Source organism: Arthrobacter sp. TJ-270, from assembly GCF_058269075.1.
The window spans coordinates 19396-36613 of sequence record NZ_JBZCNB010000007.1; the positions used below are offsets into that span (position 1 = coordinate 19396).

Here is a 17218-nt window from a genome sequence, read left to right on the forward strand (position 1 = left end):
ACACCATCCAGCCCTTAGCGCAGCCTTAACGGTCAATGCATGAAAATCTAGTCAAGAACACCCCGGCGGTAAGAGTCCAGACGAGGATCAGGACCGGGACCTCGTTGACGGGGCCGTATGGTGGTTGAGCTTCCCAGCCATGTGAGAAGTGCGAGGGTTGCTGCGCCGAGGAGAGTCCATTGCGGCGGCAAGGCATGTTCACTGAGTGCAGCGACGACAAAGGGGAAAGCGAACCCTATGTAGGTTAGGCAGTAGAACCACGCCGTTACGGTAGCGAGATCCTTCGGTGCGGCGAGGTCTTCGCTCATTGCCAGTCCGGCGATGAGGAGCATCCCATAAGCGCTACCGAGGATGATGGCGCATGGGATGAGCAGGAAAGGTTCTGCGGTTGCCGCCGTAACCGAGGCCAGCAGCAGCCCAGCAATCAAGCACCCATTTCCCACATGGAGCGTGAGCCCGGCCCGACGCTGTTCGAGTCGTCGCGCGAGGGGTTGCACGAGGGCTCCGGTTCCGAGGGTGAGCCCTGCTGAAGCTCCGCTGACAGCGATGTTGAACTGACCCACGTCAACTAAACCCGGTAAAACAGCGACGGTCGTCGTTGCGGCGCCGAACACCCATGGTGCATTTGGCAATACCTTGCGTAGGAATGTTGAGGACGTGATCGTCCTACGCAGTTCGGGTTGAACCCGTGCCGTCTGAGGTTGTTCTCTCACGGTTTCCGTTGCGAACCATACGAGTGGGGAGATGCCAAGCATTAGGAGGATGTGGACGATGTAGGGCAGGACTAGCGGATATGGGAGCCATTGCGCGAGGATTCCGGCGGTGAATGGACCGGCGGCGAACCCTGCGGAAAGCGAAACCGCCGCTCGTCGGGCACCGCTGCCGGCGGGGGCCTCAGTGGAGAGTTCCTTGATCCAGGCGGTGCCGGGTCCGAAAGCGGCACCGGAGGCGACCCCGGCAAGTATCCGGCCGGCCAGGAGCAACCAGGTCTCATGGGCTCCGAGCAGCAGGACGACAGTGGCAACGACCGAGAGAACCAGCACAGGGCGCATGACGCGGCGACGGCCATATCTGTCCGAGAGTCGTGCGGCGACTAGAAATGCAGGGATGAGCCCGAGAGCGTACGCGCCGAAGGATGCTGCCACCTCTGTCGCGGGAATGTATTTCTGGTAGACCAGAAGGAGGGGTGCAAATTGATTTGCACCCCACCCCACCGCAAACATCGCCAAAGCTACCCGCCACCATTGCCGCGATGCCATCACAGCCCATCGTTAGTACGAACATTATTGATGACGATCGAACCACATGAGATCCGCCCGCAGCAGCAGCGTCAAGGCTCCAATAGGGGGTATGGAAACTCGGCGATACCCTGACGGCAGCGTCGCCCGACCTGACCGAACATTGTATCGCAACCTGCCACGCATGAGGGCGTTCACCGCAGGGGCCGACAGCCGATTGTGCAGCAGCCTGCTGCCCAATCACACGCGGTGAAACTGGTGAAACTCGGCGGGGGAGCAATCTTCCCCGTTGAAGAAGATCGGTTGCGCCGACGTGAATCACTGATTCAACCTCCACACCGACTCGCAATAGGGCAAGCACAGACGGATGAATCGCAGATGGTAGCGCCTATTCGACTACCAGCGCTGACGTAAGCGTTTGAAAGCTCCTACACCATCGCGTCCCCACAGGAGCAGGAGCCTAGGGGCCAACAGTCAGCCCTGCCGACGATAACCCGCAGTGCCGCAACGTCCCAAAGTAGGCGCCACCCGGGGTTAGCCTCTGATATTTCGGGGATCTTTGCCGGGCTTCTCAGTGTCCTTGGCTCGGATTTTCCCGTCGGTTCCACTGATCCTTACCTCACCACCCCCGTTGTTACCCGAGTAGCTTTTGGCCGCCTTCGCGGCGCCAGCCTGTGTCGAGTGAACAGGCGAGGCCCTTGAAGTCCCATCGCGCTTTGCCTGCCACATTCCGCCATCACTTTTGGTCACGCTATAGTCGGCCATGTCATTCAACTCCTGGTTCTTGAGGTGGAACAAAGGAACGAAAAACGTTCTCCCATCGAGCCATGACGGGATGGGATGGTTTCTGATTACCGACATATCTGAGCAATGCTCAGTTAGGTACATGATTTTGCTGAGGTAAGGAGATTTTGCTCAGATGGGTCAGGATCTCACACTTCCGGCGCCTCACCATCACCACGCAATACTCTTGGAGAGGTCGCGATAGCTCACGGACTGCGCTGCCAAGATCTCACCAGGGTATTCAGATGTTGGTAACCGCCACAAGGCCAGTTTTCGCCAAAGTTTCAGTCCCGTTTCGCCAACTAGCGCACCAATCGCCAACTAGCCTCCGATCTCACAAGGAACTAGAAGTCCCAATCCTCGTCTTCAGTGTTGACTGCCTTGCCGATGACATACGACGATCCCGACCCCGAGAAGAAGTCGTGGTTCTCATCCGCGTTCGGTGACAGCGCCGACAGGATCGCCGGGTTCACGTCCGTGACCGACGACGGGAACATCGCCTCGTAGCCCAGGTTCATCAACGCCTTGTTGGCGTTGTAGTGCAGGAACTTCTTGACGTCCTCGGCCAGGCCAACGCCGTCGTACAGGTCATGCGTGTACTGAACTTCGTTTTCATACAGCTCAAAGAGCAGTTCGAAAGTGTAATCCTTGATTTCCTGGCGTTTCTCCTCGGAAACCTTCTCCAGGCCCTTCTGGAATTTGTACCCGATGTAGTACCCGTGAACTGCCTCATCGCGGATGATCAACCGGATCAGATCCGCCGTGTTCGTCAGCTTGGCACGCGAGGACCAGTACATGGGCAGGTAGAAGCCGGAGTAGAACAAGAAGCTCTCCAGCAGCGTGGAGGCCACCTTCCGCTTTAGCGGATCATCGCCCTGGTAGTAATCCATGACGATGTGGGCCTTCTTCTGAAGGTTCACGTTCTCCGTAGACCACCGGAATGCCTCGTCAATCTCCTTGGTGGAGGCCAGCGTGGAAAAGATGGAGGAGTAGCTCTTGGCATGCACCGATTCCATGAACGCGATGTTCGTGTACACGGCTTCTTCGTGCGGGGTGATCGCATCGGGGATCAGCGAGACGGCGCCAACGGTGCCCTGGATGGTGTCCAGGAGTGTCAGGCCGGTGAACACGCGCATGGTGAGCTGCTGCTCTACTGGCGTCAGCGTGTTCCAGGACTGGACGTCGTTGGACAGCGGCACCTTTTCAGGCAGCCAGAAGTTATTGACCAGACGGTTCCAGACCTCGACATCCTTGTCGTCCTGAATACGGTTCCAGTTGATCGCCTCAACGTGCGACAGCAACTTAACCTTCTCGGTCATTGTGACCCCTTGTCCCGTTCGTTCGAACTGCCCTTTCAAGGGCGGTGAATTCCATTAACTAATGTACGACGACGGCGAGCCGGCTTTTGAACGCCGGCCCGCCGACGTCGTCGTTGGCTTACTACCGCGTTACAGCATGCAGCTGACGCAACCCTCCACCTCAGTGCCCTCCAGCGCAAGCTGGCGGAGCCGGATGTAGTAAAGCGTCTTGATGCCCTTGCGCCAGGCGTAAATCTGCGCACGGTTGATGTCGCGTGTGGTGGCAGTGTCCTTGAAGAACAGCGTCAGCGAAAGGCCCTGGTCCACGTGCTGGGTGGCAGCGGCGTAGGTGTCGATGACCTTCTCGAAGCCGATCTCATACGCGTCCTGGTAGTACTCCAGGTTGTCGTTCGTCAGGTACGGCGCCGGGTAGTACACGCGTCCCAACTTGCCTTCCTTGCGGATCTCGATCTTCGCTGCCACCGGGTGGATGGACGAGGTCGAGTTGTTGATGTAGCTGATCGAACCGGTCGGGGGCACGGCCTGCAGGTTCTGGTTGTAAATGCCGTGCTCCATGACAGAGGCCTTGAGCTCACGCCAATCATCCTGGGTGGGAATGTGCACCTTGGTAAACAGTTCCTTCACCCGCTCGGTCTGCGGGACCCACTCCTGATCGGTGTACTTGTCGAAGAACTCTCCGGACGCGTACTTCGACTTCTCAAAACCGCCGAAGGTCTGCCCGGTCTCCTTCGCCAGCAGGTTGGAAGCCCGCACGGCGTGGTAGACCACCGAGTAGAAGTAAATGTTGGTGAAGTCCAAACCCTCCTCGGAGCCGTAGTGCACCCGTTCCCGGGCCAGGTAACCGTGAAGGTTCATCTGGCCGAGCCCGATGGCGTGTGAGGAGTCATTTCCCTTGGCGATCGATGGCACCGAGGTGATGTTGGACATGTCCGAGACGGCCGAGAGCGCACGGATGGCGGTCTCGATCGTGTTGCCGAAATCAGGCGAGTCCATGGTTTTCGCGATGTTCAGCGAGCCCAGGTTGCACGAGATGTCCTTGCCGGTGTCGGCGTAGGAGAGGTCATCGTTGTACGTGGTGGGCTGCGAAACCTGCAGGATCTCCGAGCACAGGTTGGACATGATGATCTTGCCGTCAATCGGGTTGGCCCGGTTCACGGTGTCTTCGAACATGATGTACGGGTAGCCCGACTCGAACTGGATCTCGGCGAGCGTCTGGAAGAACTCGCGGGCCTTGATCTTGGTCTTCTTGATCCGTGAGTCATCAACCATCTCGTAGTACTTCTCGGTGACCGAGACATCCGAGAACGGCATACCGTAGACGCGCTCAACGTCGTAGGGCGAGAAGAGGTACATGTCCTCGTCCTTCTTCGCCAGCTCGAAGGTGATGTCCGGGACGACGACGCCCAGTGAGAGGGTCTTGATGCGGATCTTCTCGTCGGCGTTTTCACGCTTCGTGTCGAGGAAGCGGTTGATGTCCGGGTGGTGCGCGTGGAGGTACACGGCACCGGCGCCCTGGCGGGCACCGAGCTGGTTGGCGTAGGAGAAGCTGTCTTCGAGAAGCTTCATCACGGGGATGACACCGGAGGACTGGTTCTCGATCTGCTTGATCGGCGCGCCGACCTCGCGGATGTTGGTCAACGCGAACGCCACGCCGCCGCCGCGCTTGGACAGCTGGAGCGCCGAGTTGATGGAGCGCCCGATGGACTCCATGTTGTCTTCGATACGCAGCAGGAAGCAGGAAACCAGCTCGCCGCGCTGCCTCTTGCCGGCATTAAGGAAGGTTGGGGTTGCCGGCTGGAACCGGCCCTCGATGATCTCGTCCACCATGCGGGTGGCTAGTTCCTCATTGCCCCGTGCGAGGTGCATGGCAACCATGCAGACGCGGTCCTCGTAACGCTCCAGGTAGCGCTTGCCGTCGAATGTCTTGAGCGTGTACGAGGTGTAGAACTTGAACGCGCCGAGGAAGGTTTCGAACCGGAATTTCTTCCCGTAGGCACGCTTGTACAGGTCACGGATGAAGTTCATCGTGTACTGGTCGAGGGTTTCCCGCTCGTAGTACTCGTTCTTCACGAGGTAGTCGAGCTTTTCCTCAAGGTCATGGAAGAAGACGGTGTTGTTGTTGACGTGCTGCAGGAAGTACTGGTGCGCGGCTTCCCGGTCGGCCTCGAACTGGATCTCGCCGTTCGGGCCGTACAGATTGAGCATGGCGTTGAGCTCGTGATAGCCCAGGCCCTTGAAACGCTCGGGAAGTGCGGGTGCTTCTGTTTCAGCGACTGTCATGTCCAAAACTCTTCCAATCCTTGGGTTACCCGGTCAACGTCCTCGGACGTGCCCATAAGTTCAAATCTATACAGAACGGGAACACCGCACTTTGCTGCGACGATATCCGCAGCAAGGCAGTAGGTGTCTCCGAAGTTTGTGTTGCCGGCGCCGATCACTCCCCGAAGCAGGCGGCGGTTGTCCGCGACGTTGAGGAACTTGATCACCTGCCTGGGTACTGCTCCCTGGCCGCTGATTCCGCCATAGGTGGGCAGAATCAGCACGAACGGCCTCAGCGTGTGCAGCGTGTCTTCCTTGGTGAGGAGCGGAATACGCGCGGAACGGACGGGCAGTTTGCTGACGAACCGGTGAGTATTGTCCGACGCCGACGAAAAGTAGATAAGCGACGCGTCAGTCTCCAACGGCTCCCCAACTGCCCTTCCGCGGGCACTTCGGCTGATGGTTGGTATTGTCATGCCGACTACATCCGCCCTCGCGAATGGGTGAAAGGTGCAGCCCGAACTAGGCTACGGAACTGACCGACCCCTGGGCGAGTTCGTTGATCTTGTCAGGACGGAATCCGGACCAGTGATCCTGGTCGGTGATGACGACGGGCGCCTGCATGTAGCCGAGCGAACGAACCCGCTCCAGCGCCGCAGGATCCTGTGAAATATCGACGCTCTGGTAGGCGATGCCCTTCTTGTCCAGGGCCCGGTAGGTGGCGTTGCACTGTACGCATGCTGGCTTGGTGTAAACCGTGACGGTCATGTCCCTGACTCCCCTTGTGAAGTGCTGTTATTCGGCTAATGTTGGTGAGCTTCATACCGCTCTTCCGACCGTCAAACGGTCGATGCGGAGACTGCCTCGCCAGCAGGTGATTCGATATCTAGATACTACATCTAGTGCAACGTGGCGGCGCCGACCCCAAGATGATGTATTACAAGTATGTCATTTGCTGGTCGATTCGTCCACAGGGAATCCACATGCACGAGGCATCGGAAACCGCTCAAACCCGCGGTTTCAGGCACCCCGGTCCACAGCCTGTGGAGCGCTGTCCACACAGGAAAATCGAGTGCGTGTCGTGTCTGCTCGGCGTGTCGCTGTACCCATCGGGCAGGATCTAACCACACGGAAACGGTCCGGCACGCAATGTGGCAGGTCGAAGCCGAAATGAGGCGTGAGAGGATGTCGACGTGGTCAATCCCGTTCATCTGCGGACCCTGCTTGAGGTCATTCGGCACGGATCCTTTGCGTCCGCCGCCACCCGGCTCGGGTACACAGCATCAGCGGTTTCGCAGCAGATGTCGGCCCTCGAACGGGACACCGGCGTCACTCTCTTCACGCGGTCCGCGCGGAGTGCGATTCCTACGGAGGCCGCCGTCGTAATGTCACGCCACGCTTCGAAGGTGCTGACGGATATCGACACTCTCATGGCGTCAACGGCCAAGGCCGGAGCGGCAGCGACGCAGGAATTGCGGTTGGGTATTTTCCCGAGCCTCGCCACTTTCGCTCTCCCCCGCCTCATTGGCACGCCGCAGTGGAAACAGCTCGGCATCAACCTGAAGGTCTTTGTCGGCGAGCCGGCGCAGACCATTCATGGGCTGCGCACCGGTGGGGAACTCGATCTCGCCCTGGTGTTCCAGGTGGGGCAGGGCGGGCTGGCCTGGCCCTCGTCGGTAAGCCGGCAGTGGATCGGCGATGACAATTTTCGCGTGGTGCTGCCGGCGGCATGGGGAATCGCAGAGGATTCCACGGTCTCGGCCGAGCAGCTGGCGGATATGCCCTGGATCATGCACCACCCCGGCACCTCAGATGCAACGGTCATCGAGAGATTGTTTGCCAGCTGCAACCTGCATCCGCATATCGCGGCGTACTGCGACGATTTCAACGCCAGCCTGGCCATGGCGGCGGCCGGCATGGGCGCTGCGCTAGTGCCCGAGCTTGCCATGCTGAGCTCACCGGAGGGCATCGTTGCGCTGGACGTTCCCGAGATCCGCCTCGCGCGCAGCATCTTCGCCCTGCAGATTGCGGGAAAGCAGACCACCGAGGTGCGCCTCTTCATGGACCAGCTCACCGATGTCCTGAAGGACCGGCAGATCGCCCCGCGGACGAGCAGCCGTCCGGCGTAATCTCCAGCGCATCAGATAATGCAGAAGCGCGGACCGGAAACCGGCCCGCGCTTCAGGTGCTTCTTCCAGCGAGGTAGTTGCTAGGAGACCGAAGCCTCCAGCTGGGAGCGGACAGCCACCGTGGCGTTGACCAGGTTCCGCAGCGACTCCTCGGTCTCGGCGTAGCCGCGGGTCTTCAGGCCGCAGTCCGGGTTCACCCAGAGCTGGCGTGCCGGCACATGCTGGACAGCCTTCTCGAGCAGTTCGACGACCTCTTCCTGGCCGGGAATGCGCGGCGAGTGGATGTCGTAGACGCCCGGACCGACGCCGCGCTTGAAGCCGTGCTCCTCGAGGTCGTGCACAACCTCCATGCGTGAACGGGCCGCTTCAATCGAGGTGACATCGGCGTCAAGCCCGTCGATGGCATCGATGATCGCGCCGAACTCCGAGTAGCACAGGTGGGTGTGGATCTGCGTCTCGGGAGCCGCGGACGACGTCGAAAGCTTGAAGGAGTTGACCGACCATTCGAGGTACTCGGCCTGATCCTCCTTGCGCAGCGGCAGGAGTTCACGCAGCGCCGGCTCATCCACCTGGATTATCTTGATGCCGGCGGCTTCCAGATCGGAGACCTCGTCGCGGAGGGCGAGGGCAACCTGGTTCGCGGTGTCGCCCAGCGGCAGGTCGTCACGGACGAAGGACCACGCGAGGATGGTGACGGGGCCGGTCAGCATGCCCTTGACCGGCTTGTCGGTGAGCGTCTGTGCGAATTCCGTCCACGGAACGGTGATCGGAGCCGGGCGGCTGACGTCACCCCACAGGATGGACGGCCGGGTGCAGCGCGAACCGTATGACTGGACCCAACCGTGAACGGTGACGTCGAAGCCGTCCAGGTTCTCAGCGAAGTACTGGACCATGTCATTGCGCTCCGGCTCACCGTGAACTAGGACATCGAAGCCCAGCTCCTCCTGGAGGTCGATGACGCGCTTGATCTCGTCCTTCATGAGCTGCTCGTACTGCTCAGCGGTCAGGTCGCCCTTGTTGGCACGGGCGCGAGCCGAGCGCACCTCGGCGGTCTGCGGGAAGGAACCGATGGTGGTGGTCGGCAGCGCGGGCAGGTTCAGTGCCTCTTCCTGGGCGGCGAGACGCGCAGCGAAGTCACCGCGGGAGAAGTCCGACGGCGAAAGCGCGGCGGCGCGGTCACGCACCTCACTGCGGTTCACACCTGCTGCCCCGGCGCGTGACGCGAGCACCTCATCGGTTGCAGCGATTTCGGCGTCGATGGCTCCCGAGTTGCCGATCGCCCGCGCGAGCGTGACGACCTCGGTCACCTTCTGGTTTGCGAATGCCAGCCAACTGCGCAGCTGTGCGTCGAGCTGCTGCTCGTCCTCGACGTCGTGCGGGACGTGCTGCAGGGACGTAGAGGTGGACACGGCTAGCGCGGGCACGGAAGCTTCCAGTTCGGCCAACTTGTAGGCGGCGGCCCCGAGGTCGGCCTTCCAGATGTTGTGTCCGTCCACGACGCCGGCGACCAGGATGGTTGATCCGAGGTTTGACAGCTCCTCTGCGGCAGGAACGGCGCCCTTGAAGACGTCGATGTGCAGGGCGTCGATAGCGGTCCCCGCGAGCACCGGCAGCAGCGAACCGAGCGAACCGTACTGGCTGGTGACCAGGATCGCCGGGCGGTTCTGCGCCTCCGTGGCGAGGACTGCGTAGGCACGCTCGACGGCGGCCGCTACCTCACTCTCAGGAAGCACCTGGTCTGCAACGAGGGCAGGCTCCTCAAGCTGAACCCACTCGACGCCGGCCTCGGCCAGCTTGCCCAGCAGCTCGACGTAGAGCGGAAGCAGGTCGTCCAGGCGGCTGAGCGGGTTGAAGCCGGCAGGCGCCTCGTCGGCAGCCTTGCTGAGCAGCAGGAAGGTGACGGGACCGATCAGGGTCGGCCGCACGGTGTACCCGGCCTCGGCGGCTTCGGCGACGTCGCGCAGAACCCAGTCGTTCGCGAGTGAGAAGGCGGTCTCGGGGCCGATCTCGGGCACGAGGTAGTGGTAGTTCGTGTCAAACCACTTCGTCATTTCGAGCGGCTGGCGCTCCTTGTCACCGCGGGCGAGCGTGAAGTAGGCGTCCAGGCCCAGCGAGCCGTCGCCGTCGTACAGGTCCTTGAAGCGGTCCGACACGGCACCGAAGGTGACGGCGGTGTCCAGCACCTGGTCGTAAAGGGAGAACGACGCCGGGATGGAGTAGTTGCCTGCCTCCAGCCCGAGCTCGCTCAAGCGGGCATAGGAGGCGGCACGCAGCTCGGCGGCGGTGGTCTCCAGCTCTGCGGCTGAAGTGCGGCCGGCCCAGTAGGCCTCGACAGCCTTCTTCAGCTCGCGGCGACGGCCGATGCGCGGGTATCCGACGATGGTGGCTTTCGGGAATGCGGTGGTCATAAGAATGTCCTTTTTCTAGCGGTCGTTAGGTTCGTTAAGCGGTGCGTCCGAGCCCACCCGGAACGGGGGGTCGGCGAAGCTGAAGGTTTTCGAGCACGTCAAGCGCTGCCGCGTGCTCGTTGAAGGTGTACAGGTGGATCCCCGGAGCTCCGGCGTCGAGCGCTGCGTTGGCGAGGTCCACCGTGGCCTGGACACCGATGCGGCGGCGCGCGGCGTCGTCGTCGGCGGCTGCCAGCCGGTCACGCAGCTGGTAGTCCATTTCGATGCCGGCAAGCTCGCTCAGGCGGTTGAGCCGTCGCACACTGGTGAGGGGCATGACGCCCGGGATGATGGGAATTTCGACGCCGGCACGACGGGCGGCCGACACCAGTCGCTTGAAGTGGTCGGAGTGGAAAAACACCTGTGTGATTGCGAAATCAGCCCCTGCCGCCTGCTTGGCGAGCAGCGCCTCGATATCGTGGTCGAAGCTCGGTGATTCCGGATGCCTGGTGGCGTATGCAGCGACGCCCACAGCAAGCCGGCCAGCGCATAGATGCGCCGTCCTGCGGCGCTCGGCCTGACGGATGAGGCTCACCAGGTCGCTGGCGTAGGACAGGTCACCCCGACCTACGGTGGGATCTTTCGGGGTGTCCCCGCGGAGTGCCAGAATGCCCCGGACGCCGAGGGTGATGAGCTCGTCGACGAGATCCGTCAGGTATTCGCGGCTGTTTCCCACACAGGTGAGGTGGGCTAGAGGCCGCAGTGAGGTCTCGGCGAGAAGCCTGGAGAGCAGTTCCACGGCGGTGTCCCGGTTGGAGCCGGAGGCGCCATAGGTCACCGAGACATAATCGGGACTGGTCTGCTCAAGTTCACGGATTGTGCGCCAGAGCGCTTCGGCTGCGCTGGTGCTGCGGGGAGGGAAAAGTTCATAGGACAGGGCGGGGTACGGCTCGCAAGCCGGCGGACCCACGGTATGGACGGACTTTGATAGAGGTGACATTCGTATCCTCGGTCGTTAGGACATCCGGTTGCCGCTCGAAACAACACTTAAAAGCAGGCACAACCAGCATGAAATAAGGAAAGGAAGCAGGACAAGACCCAAACACCACGCGGCCGCGTGGCAGGGAACTCCTGCGAAACAAATGTCAGGCCCACATGGGGGCACCCACACTCCCCGCAAAAGGGGAGTCGCTGACCCGTTACGGAAGTAACTTGACGTGAACGTTACGGCACTGCCGAGCCGGCCTTCAACAATGTTGCAGGGGGCTACGCAACATTTCGTCGCGCCCGTCATGAGTACACTCACGAGACTCTCATAAACGGTTGCCATACTGATGAAATGCCACGTTCACTTACCGGCTCGGGGGTACGGACCCGCGCCCGGCAGTTGCTCACCCATGAAAGGGTGCTCCTGGCGATCAAGACCGCCCTCGCCGCGGGCATCGCATGGTGGATCGCGCTGCGGATGCCCGGAGTCGCCGCCCAATACCCGTACTACGCCCCGCTCGGCGCGGTGGCCTGCATGTACCCAACGGTGGCCGGCTCGGCCCGTCAGGGATTCGAGACCCTGATCGGCCTGGCGATGGGGTTTGCACTGGCGTTTCCAATCATCCTCATCGGTGACGTCTCCGTAGTGTCCGTAGCCATCGTCGTCGGCGTCGGGGTACTTGCGGCCGGACTGCCAAGACTTGGTGCGGGCCGTGACTGGATCCCGATCGCCTCGCTGTTCGTCCTGTTGGTAGGCGGCGAGGACCCCCAGGAGTACTCCTTCAGCTATCTCATTCAGATGCTGGTCGGTGTGAGCGTCGGCCTTCTCGTCAACATGCTGGTGTTCCCGCCCCTGCACCTCGACGGCGCCGTCCGCGGTCTCCAGAACTTTCGTGCGCTGCTGGCCCAGCAGCTCTCCGACATGGCCGAAGCAATCAACGAGTCCTGGCCGCCCGAACACGAGGAATGGGCGGAACGCGAGAGCAAACTGTCCCGGCTCGGCCAAGAGGTCCGGTCCGCCGTCCAGCTCGCGGACAACAGCAGGCGTGGGAATCCACGACGGCGGCGCCACAAGCGCGACCTCGCTGCGGACTATCACTGGCTGCAGGCCATGGAGCGAATCGCCTTTTACGTTCAGGACATGACCGAGGTGCTGGCCGGCGTCATCTGGCACACCCCGGAGTCCACTCCCCTGCCCCCTGCCCTGGTACAGCCCCTCGGCGATGCGATCGCCCGCACCGCCGCAGCCATCGAAGAGTGGGATCCGGAAAGCTCCACCATGACAGAGGCTGAGGAGGCCGTTGAACACCTCCTCCAGCAGATAAACATGCAGGCAGCGGAAGGGCGTGTCCAGGCAACGGCGGCGCTCGGTATGGATCTGCGACGGATCCTGCTGACGGTGCGTTCTGAATCCGGACCCACCTACGATGGCACCGCCGACAGTCCCGAGGACCGGTTGGTTTAGGCTTCGTCCTCCGGGTCAATCCGGACGGCGCTTTCGACGATTCCCATGTCGCTCAACTGCTCGGACATGCCTGCACCGTCCCTCGCGTAAATCCACGGGATGCCGGGTGTGGAACCGGAGGGATTGGCCTTGGACCTACCGCCGGCCAGTACTGCCTCGCTCGCGGAGAGCTGCCGGATGGCAATCGCCCGGACGTTTCCCGGATGGTTCCGTGCGAACTCCGCATAGATTGCCTCGTCATGCTGGCCGTCGTCGCCGATCAGCAGCCACTTCACGGAGGGGAATTCTTCGGCAAGCCGCTCCAGCGAGGAACGCTTGTGCTCCCGGCCGCTGCGGAACCAGCGGTCGCGGGTTGGACCCCAGTCGGTGAGCAGCTTGGGCCCGGCGGGGTAGAGATTCCTCGACAGGAAGCGGGTCAGCGCAGGTGCCACATTCCAGGCGCCGGTGGACAGGTACAGCACCGGCGCTGAAGGATGCTTCCGGACAATTCTCTCCATGAGAACCGACATGCCGGGAGTGGGCGTGCGCGCATGCTCGTCCAGGACGAATGTGTTCCAGGCCGCGAGGAAGGGCCGTGGCAGTGCTGTCACCATCACGGTGTCGTCGATGTCGGACACAACTCCGAAGGTTACGGTGTCCTCGACGACCCTAACGGGAGCATCCGCCACCACGGAGTCCCCGGACTTGATCCGGACGGTATGCCAACCGGGCTCCAGCGAAGCTTCGACACGAACGTCGATCACGCCGCCCCGGTCCGCATGCACGACGGCGCTTGTTCCGTCGAACTCCAAAGTCACCTCGGCGTAGCGCACCGGCGCACTGACGAAGTTACGCCAGCCACGAAGCCCTTCCTTGAGGGGCTTCATCATCTCCTTGCCTTCGAGCGGCTTGAGGTCCCGCGGGTTGGACAGAACCACCCGTCCCAGGATCCGGACCCACTTGGTGGTTCCGTAGCCGGTGTAAGGAATGATTGTCTCGACGCGGCCGCGCTGGTGTGCGATGCGTGTCTGCGCTGCGTGCCACGTGTCGCCGATCTTCAGGCCGAGATGCGTTCGCTCCCGGATCTCATCCTGGTGAGGCGGCAGCGGCGGAGGCGCGGACTGTACGTTCTCGGACGGAGCCGTGTCAGCTGGAGGTGCACTGAGTGCTTCGGCTGGTGCTCCGTCAGATGGTGCCTGCTCGGAAGGTGCCTGGTCGGTTGCCATGCCTTTAGTCTTGCATGATCGAACCGCGTTGCCACAGGTCAGTGGGATGCCGGCGCGCGATCAATAGCTAACGCAAAAGGCCTAGGCCGTGGCTTCGGCGTGCTGCTCGGCAGGTTTCCACACGGTCACCGTCTTGTGGCCGGGATGGAGGAAGGTGTGGTTCCGGGAGGTGACTGTTTCTGCGGTCTTGGTCTCGACGATCCAGGTTCTCCGGCACTGGCGGCACCGCATCTGTCCACTCATGATTCCCCACATTTCGCTTGTCTTCAGGTTGCCGAGACCAGTCTGAACCTGTCTACTCAAAGCTTCAAGGGTTTTCGTCGATCAAATGGATTTATTTCTGAAGGTGACATCGCCGCTTCGTTTCGTGCCGGCGTCGTCGTTTCCGGGCTCCGCCCGTGAAAAGATCGGAGGGTGGCCGAACGACTGATGCTTCTGGATACTCCGTCCCTGTACTTCCGTGCCTTCTACGGGCTGCCCGACAGCCTCAAAGCACCCAGTGGGATGCCGGTCAACGCCGTCCGCGGGTTGCTGGACATGATCGCCCGCCTGGCGACAGACTACGAGCCAACGCACCTCGTGGCGTGTTGGGACGATGACTGGCGGCCCGCGTGGCGGGTAGACCTCATCCCCAGCTACAAGGAACATCGGGTGGCCAGGAAGGTTCAGGGAGGCCCGGATGTAGAGGAGACGCCAGAGGGCCTGGTTGCTCAACTCCCCCTTATCCGCGAGGTCCTTACCGCGCTCAACCTGCCGATCATTGGAGCGGCGGATCACGAGGCGGATGACGTCATCGGCAGCCTTGCCAGTCAGGCCACCTCGCCAGTGGATATCGTGACCGGTGATCGGGATCTGTTCCAGCTGGTCGACGACGGCACGGCCGTTCGCGTTCTCTACACCGCCAGGGGAATGAGCAAGCTAGAAGCGGTGACCGATGTGACGGTGGTAGGCAAGTACGGTGTACTTCCCGGCCAGTACTCCGACTTTGCCGCGCTGAGGGGTGACACCTCCGACGGACTCCCCGGGGTCTCCGGCATCGGTGACAAGACAGCGGCCAGCCTGCTCAGGGAATTCATTGATCTTGACGGGATCATCGAGGCAAGCAAGGATCCGTCCAGCGCCATGTCTGCGTCGGTACGCCAGAAACTGACAGCTGCTGCCGATTACCTGGCTGTCGCCCCTACGGTCGTGGGCGTGGTCCTGGACCTGGACCTCGGTACTTTCGACTCACGGATCCAGCCGCTTGATGCCGGGCAGGAGGAGACACTGAAGAAACTGGCCACCGAATGGAACCTCGGTGGCGCGGCGGACCGTGTGCTCAAGGCGTATGCCGCCCGGGGTTAGCCCAATCTCCGTTCCCTGAGCGCACGGCCCATGCGCTGGATGGCTTCGATAAGGATCTCGGGATGGGTGGCGTAGTTGATCCGCGCGTGGCCCGCTCCCCCATGTCCGAACACATGCCCCGAACTCAGGGCGACGCGGGCGTGATCGAGGAAGAACCGTGCCGGTCCGGCAACCTCGGGAACGACGTCGGGATCACCGCTTGATGAGGGCTCGTCCAGGTTCAGCGCACGGAAGTCGAGCCACGCCAGATATGTCCCTTCCGGGCGCCGCAGCGATATCTCGGGGAGATGCTCGGCGACCAACCGGTGGAGAAGATTGCGATTGTCATCAAGTCCGGCCAGCAGGGCGTCAAGCCAGGAACCTCCTTCCCGGAAGGCAGCCGCGTGTGCTAGGACGCCGAGGTGGCTTGGACCGTGACTGACTTCTTCCGGAAGCCGGGCGAGGTCGGATGCCGCTGCCCGTCCGGCGACAAGGAGCGCCGCTTTCAGACCTGCAAGGTTCCAGGCCTTTGAGGCGGAAGTCAGCGCAAAGGCGTCATCGCTTCCCTCAACGCTGAGGTAGGGCGTGAAGCGGGCGCCGGAGAGCACGAGCGGCCCGTGGATCTCATCCGAGATGACCCGTACGCCGTAACGGCGGGCAAGGACCGAGAGCTCTTCGAGCTCCTGCCGGGTGTGGACCACACCGGTGGGATTGTGCGGGTTGCTCAGCAGGAACACGGGGCGCTCCGACCGGGCCCGTGCCTGCTGGAACGCGCGATCGAGGCCGTCCAGGTCCAGGCGGTCATCGCCGCCAAGCGGCGCTTGGAAGATGGTCCGGTCGGCATGGGTGACGAAAGCGAAGAACGGTGCGTAGACGGGAGGAGTAATCACAACCACGTCTCCCGGGTTCGTGATCAGCCGCAGCGTCTCAACAATGCCCATCATGACGTCGGGGACGAGGGCCGTCCGGTGGAGTCCGACGTCGTCCCAGCCCCAACGGTCGGCCGCAAAGCCGCGGAACGCCTCTGTGTAGTCATCCCCCGCCGGGTAGCCGGTGTCACCACGGTCTATCGCCTGCTGCAACGTGGCATGGATGGGTGGTGCCAGTGGAACGTCCATCTCAGCGACCCACAGTGGGAGAACATCGGCCGGGTATTGTCGCCACTTGATGCTCGTCCGTTGTTGCAGCTGTTCCAGGGTGAGTTCGGTGAGCGGGTTCATGAGGTCAATCTAAACAAAAATGCCCCGCCGTGAGGCGAGGCACTTGATATTGAGATTTTGGTGGAGCTGAGTGGACTCGAACCCCGCTGTGAAAAGCATCATGACATCTGCGGAGTTAGGCGTCGGGCCGGCTGCTCGTTGTCGCACCACGAACCCCCGCCATCTCTTCCATCATCGACTCGGTGTGACGCATAACGAGCGATGCAGCCACCAGCGCGGCGGAGAACGCCACGAACGCGGCGATTAGGAATTGGTGAATGATCGTTACCATGACGGCCAGGATCGTACCGTCGACAAGCGTCGTGGTGCCGAAGTTCCCAACGATTTGCCGGCTGAAGACGACTAGGAGCACCGCTATCATCCCAAGCGCGATTCCAACCCGCATTGTCTTCCTGGACATGCTCGACGCTTCCATGTGATCCCCCGCCTTATCCAACCACCGCATACTGGCCGTCGAGTTCCTCGGCCAGATGCTCCAGGTCCCAGGTTGTCGGTTCACCATTAGCGACGTCGGTGACGTCGACCACCAACCAGTTACGACCGCGGACGAGGTGCACTTCGCCCTGGTGCGAGTCGGCCCAGATGTCGAAGCTCTGCTGTAGCGACTCCTCGTCCGAGTAGAGGTCCACCTGGACGTTTTCGGAGCACAGTCTTTGCTCAGAGGTCAGAGGGACGCCATCTCCCATGGGAACGATTGGATCGCCCGCTGGGTTGTCCTCACACTCGAGCACCGCGTCAACGGCGTTGTGCGCCTCGTCAATAGAGTTGAACGCTGGCCGGCTTCCGGCTTCCTGCTGCATCCAGCGACTGACTGCGCTGGCGCCATCTCCCCGGGCAGGCAGCAAAGTGGTGTTCGTCATTGCAGTCCCCCATCTACAACATCGCGTCCTATCACTCTGCACG

The 17218-nt window shown here is 61.8% G+C and carries 16 protein-coding genes; 3 read left to right on the top strand and 13 right to left on the bottom strand.

Going from position 1 to position 17218, the window contains the following annotated elements; genetic code table 11:
• Positions 1 to 47: 47 nt before the first annotated feature.
• From AC4D2M_RS13090 to nrdH, 6 genes are all read right to left on the bottom strand, one after another.
• Positions 48 to 1259 (bottom strand): MFS transporter, encoded by a 1212-nt coding sequence (locus AC4D2M_RS13090; RefSeq protein ID WP_490892329.1) that lies wholly within the window; start codon positions 1257 to 1259, stop codon positions 48 to 50.
• Positions 1260 to 1772: 513 nt separating this feature from the next.
• Positions 1773 to 2126, bottom strand: coding sequence for a DUF2188 domain-containing protein (locus tag AC4D2M_RS13095; RefSeq protein WP_490892330.1), 354 nt, complete (start codon positions 2124 to 2126; stop codon positions 1773 to 1775).
• 239 nt (positions 2127 to 2365) lie between these two features.
• The gene (nrdF, locus tag AC4D2M_RS13100) at positions 2366 to 3340 is read right to left on the bottom strand and encodes a class 1b ribonucleoside-diphosphate reductase subunit beta (protein WP_490892331.1); all 975 of its coding nucleotides are present in this window, start codon (positions 3338 to 3340) and stop codon (positions 2366 to 2368) included.
• Between the two features lie 129 nt (positions 3341 to 3469).
• Positions 3470 to 5620, bottom strand: coding sequence for a class 1b ribonucleoside-diphosphate reductase subunit alpha (nrdE, locus tag AC4D2M_RS13105; RefSeq protein WP_490892332.1), 2151 nt, complete (start codon positions 5618 to 5620; stop codon positions 3470 to 3472).
• On the bottom strand, positions 5617 to 6075 hold the full coding sequence (nrdI, locus tag AC4D2M_RS13110) for a class Ib ribonucleoside-diphosphate reductase assembly flavoprotein NrdI (RefSeq protein ID WP_490892333.1): 459 nt from the start codon (positions 6073 to 6075) through the stop codon (positions 5617 to 5619). Before nrdI ends, nrdE begins: the two co-directional genes overlap by 4 nt.
• 46 nt (positions 6076 to 6121) lie before the next feature.
• Positions 6122 to 6367, bottom strand: a complete 246-nt coding sequence (gene nrdH / locus AC4D2M_RS13115; RefSeq protein WP_490892334.1) for a glutaredoxin-like protein NrdH — start codon at positions 6365 to 6367, stop codon at positions 6122 to 6124.
• Positions 6368 to 6792: 425 nt separating this feature from the next.
• Between nrdH and AC4D2M_RS13120 the strand changes: the two genes are divergently transcribed.
• The gene (locus tag AC4D2M_RS13120; RefSeq protein WP_490892335.1) at positions 6793 to 7728 is read left to right on the top strand and encodes a LysR family transcriptional regulator; all 936 of its coding nucleotides are present in this window, start codon (positions 6793 to 6795) and stop codon (positions 7726 to 7728) included.
• 80 nt (positions 7729 to 7808) lie between these two features.
• Here AC4D2M_RS13120 and metE read toward each other — a convergent pair whose 3' ends face one another.
• Both metE and AC4D2M_RS13130 read right to left on the bottom strand, forming a co-directional pair.
• Complete coding sequence (gene metE / locus AC4D2M_RS13125) at positions 7809 to 10136, bottom strand: 5-methyltetrahydropteroyltriglutamate--homocysteine S-methyltransferase (RefSeq protein ID WP_490892336.1); 2328 nt, start codon at positions 10134 to 10136, stop codon at positions 7809 to 7811.
• A gap of 34 nt (positions 10137 to 10170) precedes the next feature.
• A complete protein-coding gene (locus AC4D2M_RS13130) occupies positions 10171 to 11115 on the bottom strand; it encodes a methylenetetrahydrofolate reductase (RefSeq protein ID WP_490892337.1) in 945 nt (314 codons plus the stop codon).
• Positions 11116 to 11454: 339 nt separating this feature from the next.
• On the opposite strand from AC4D2M_RS13130, the gene AC4D2M_RS13135 reads away from it, so the two are divergent.
• Positions 11455 to 12567, top strand: a complete 1113-nt coding sequence (locus tag AC4D2M_RS13135) for an FUSC family protein (protein WP_490892338.1) — start codon at positions 11455 to 11457, stop codon at positions 12565 to 12567.
• Here AC4D2M_RS13135 and AC4D2M_RS13140 read toward each other — a convergent pair.
• Positions 12564 to 13772, bottom strand: coding sequence for an App1 family protein phosphatidate phosphatase (locus AC4D2M_RS13140; protein ID WP_490892339.1), 1209 nt, complete (start codon positions 13770 to 13772; stop codon positions 12564 to 12566). The genes AC4D2M_RS13135 and AC4D2M_RS13140 overlap by 4 nt on opposite strands.
• Positions 13773 to 13853: 81 nt before the next feature.
• Positions 13854 to 14015: a hypothetical protein gene (locus AC4D2M_RS13145; RefSeq protein ID WP_490892340.1), complete on the bottom strand. Its 162-nt coding sequence runs from the start codon at positions 14013 to 14015 to the stop codon at positions 13854 to 13856.
• A gap of 171 nt (positions 14016 to 14186) precedes the next feature.
• On the opposite strand from AC4D2M_RS13145, the gene AC4D2M_RS13150 reads away from it, so the two are divergent.
• Complete coding sequence (locus tag AC4D2M_RS13150) at positions 14187 to 15116, top strand: 5'-3' exonuclease (RefSeq protein ID WP_490892341.1); 930 nt, start codon at positions 14187 to 14189, stop codon at positions 15114 to 15116.
• Here AC4D2M_RS13150 and AC4D2M_RS13155 read toward each other — a convergent pair.
• The 3 genes from AC4D2M_RS13155 to AC4D2M_RS13165 all read right to left on the bottom strand — a co-directional run bounded on the left by AC4D2M_RS13155 (position 15113) and on the right by AC4D2M_RS13165 (position 17175).
• Positions 15113 to 16315, bottom strand: coding sequence for a MalY/PatB family protein (locus AC4D2M_RS13155; RefSeq protein WP_490892342.1), 1203 nt, complete (start codon positions 16313 to 16315; stop codon positions 15113 to 15115). The two genes, AC4D2M_RS13150 and AC4D2M_RS13155, sit on opposite strands and share 4 nt — an antisense overlap.
• Positions 16316 to 16430: 115 nt before the next feature.
• Positions 16431 to 16715 carry a hypothetical protein gene (locus tag AC4D2M_RS13160; RefSeq protein ID WP_490892343.1) on the bottom strand — a complete coding sequence of 95 codons (285 nt, stop codon included), beginning with the start codon at positions 16713 to 16715 and terminating at the stop codon, positions 16431 to 16433.
• A gap of 28 nt (positions 16716 to 16743) precedes the next feature.
• Positions 16744 to 17175 (bottom strand): hypothetical protein, encoded by a 432-nt coding sequence (locus AC4D2M_RS13165; RefSeq protein WP_490892344.1) that lies wholly within the window; start codon positions 17173 to 17175, stop codon positions 16744 to 16746.
• Positions 17176 to 17218: the final 43 nt, after the last annotated feature.